2 protein-coding genes are annotated in these 2,496 nt (G+C 68.7%); both read right to left on the bottom strand.

Going from position 1 to position 2,496, the window contains the following annotated elements; all coding sequences use genetic code 11:
• Window positions 1–93: 93 nt before the first annotated feature.
• A complete protein-coding gene (gene uidA, locus ACLN58_RS20925; protein WP_415857152.1) occupies window positions 94–1,920 on the bottom strand; it encodes a beta-glucuronidase in 1,827 nt (608 codons plus the stop codon).
• 66 nt (window positions 1,921–1,986) lie between these two features.
• The coding region (locus ACLN58_RS20920; protein ID WP_415857151.1) for a family 1 glycosylhydrolase at window positions 1,987–2,496 on the bottom strand (510 nt) is incomplete at its 5' end.

The raw sequence follows: 2,496 nt of genomic DNA, 5'->3' as shown, positions 1-2,496 counted from the left end.
CGTGGACATGGTGACTCCGTTGTCTGGGCGGGTGAGGGATGGACGGTGCGACGAGGACGGGGGGAGTGGGGGTGGTGAGGTGGCGTGCAGCTGTCAGAGGAGTGACGCCGAGAGTTCCGACTCGCGGAGCACCTCGGGTGCGGGCTTGCGTCCGCGGAGCCCGCGCCAGCGCTCGCGCAGGGCGAAGGCGGCCGCCTTGGGCTTGCGGTCGCGGGTGAAGACGCCCTTCTTGTTCCCGTCGACGCGGTGGATGGCGGGACCGGTGCCGAAGTCGGCGAAGTTCCACACGTGCTCGCCGACGAAGGACGGGATGCGGTCGAAGACCCGGTGGTTCATGGCGAGGAAGTCGGCCTGGAACTCCTCGGTCCACGGGGTGGCCGTCACGGAGTGGAGGCCCGAGATGGTGTCCGCGCCGTATTCGCTCATCATGATCGGCTTGCCGTATTTCGCGGCCCAGCCGCGCAGGTCGGCCTCGAGCATCTGCTCCGCGGCGGCGAGGTCGCCGGTGGCGACGTACCAGCCGTAGTAGCGGTTGAGGGAGATGACGTCGACGAGGTCGGCGGTGCGGTCGTTCTCGGCGGTTGCGAAGATGACCGTTGTCATTGTCACGGGGCGCGTCGGGTCGAGCTCGCGGGTGAGGGTGATGAGGGGCTCGAAGTACTCCCGGGCGCCGTCCTCGTTGGTCGAGGGCTCGTTCGCGACGCACCACATCACGACGCTGGGGTGGTTCTTGTCCCGGTCGATGAGCTCGCGCAGGTGCTGGGCGTGGGCGGCCTGGGTCTGGCTGTTGATGGTCTCGGGGGAGAACGTGGGCCGCGGCGGCGCGCCCGTGAGGCCCCCTTCGACGGCGAGGTTGAGGCCGACGGCGGCGGTCTCGTCGATGACGACGATCCCGTGGCGGTCCGCGAACTCGAGGACTTCCTCGGCGTACGGGTAGTGGGACGTGCGGAAGGAGTTTGCCCCGGTCCAGTCGAGGAGGCGGAAGTCGTGGACGAGGTACGCGTTGTCGTGCCCCTTGCCCCTGACCGCGGAGTCCTCGTGCTTGCCGAAGCCTGTGAAGTAGAACGGTTCGCCGTTGATGAGGAACTGGTCCCCTCGGACGGCGACGGTGCGGATTCCGACGGGGAGTTCGTAGGTGTCCACAGTCTGCCACCCGTCGTGGACCTCGATCTCGAGCCGGTACAGGTAGGCCGCCCCCGGCCTCCAGAGCACGGAGTCCTCGACCCGGAGCGTGCCCGCGTGCCCCTCACAGGAGGCGACGACGACTCCCGTCTCGTCTACAAGGCGCACGCTCGCCGGAGCCGGCTCGCTCGTCGCGAGCCGATAGGCCACGAGCCCTGTGGACCCGTCGATGTCGGTCGTCACCGTCACGTCTGTGAGGTGGGTCGGAGGCGTGCTGTAGAGCCGCACGGAGCGGGCGAGGCCTGCATAGTTGTAGAAGTCGTGGAAGTAGCTCTGCCGTTCCTTCCCGTCGGGGCCGACGGTCAGTTTCCCCGGGGGGATAGTGACATTCGTGAGCCGGTTGTCCACGGACACAGTCAGCCGGAACTCCGCCCCGGGGGCGACGACCTCGGTGAGGTCCGCCTCGAACGGCGTGTACCCGCCGTCGTGCGTTGCCACCAAGGTGTCGTTGACGTAGACGGACGCGGCATGGGTAGCGGCGTCGAATCGGAGCACGATCCGTTCGCCGTACCAGCCGCGAGGGACGCGGACGGTGCGCTGGTACCAGACGAGGCCCACGTGGTCGTGGATCTCCTGGTCGGCGAACAGGTCGTTGTAGCTGGCCGGAACGGCCGCTTCGAGGCGGGTCTCGAGCCGCGACCTCCACGGCTCGGGCCCGACCCTGGTGTCAAGGGCGAAGGCCCACAGCCCGTCGAGGCTGACGAGGTCGCGGGTGGCGGTAGCGAGGGGCTTCAGCATCGAAGGTCTCCTGAAGGGTGGAAGGCGGGGTTTAGGGCCGGGGCAGCGGGGCTAAGGTCGGGCAGGCTAGCGGGCGACGGCGGCGAGCTCGCCGGCGCGGGCGACGGCGCCGAGCCAGGCGAGGCTCGGCTTGGGCGTGCGGACGAACGTCTCCCTGTCGACCGCCACGAGCCCGAAGGTGGGCTCCCAGTGGCCCCACTCGTAGTTGTCCAGGAGGCTCCAATGCAGGTACCCACGGACGTCGATGCCGCCGTCGATCGCCTCGGAGACGTGGCGGAGCGCCTCGCCGGTGTACGCGATCCGGCGCCCGTCGTTGGCCGTTGCGATGCCGTTCTCGGTGATGAGGATCGGGACCCCTCCGGTGACCTCTGCGGTGTGGCGCAGGGCGATGCCGATCGCGTCGGGGCGGTAGGCCGTGCCGACCAAGGTGTTGTCCGGGCTTGGTGGGTGCGGCTCGATGCCCGCTTCGCTTACCCACTGGCTGGAGTACGACTGGACGCCGACGAAATCATCGCCCTTCGATCCGTGGAGGTAGAGGTCCTCCCAGATGTACTCGAGCTCGCGCTTCTTCTCCTG

Source organism: Sinomonas sp. G460-2, assembly GCF_047759905.1.
In the GTDB taxonomy this organism is placed as follows: Bacteria; Actinomycetota; Actinomycetes; order Actinomycetales; family Micrococcaceae; genus Sinomonas.
The sequence above is the reverse complement of the archived record's forward strand: the minus strand, read 5'-3'. Positions and strand labels throughout refer to the sequence as shown.

What these genes read in the sequence shown, in the direction of transcription:
- uidA (WP_415857152.1), bottom strand. Translation starts at nt 1,920, where the DNA reads ATGCTGAAGCCCCTCGCTACCGCCACCCGCGACCTCGTCAGCCTCGAC.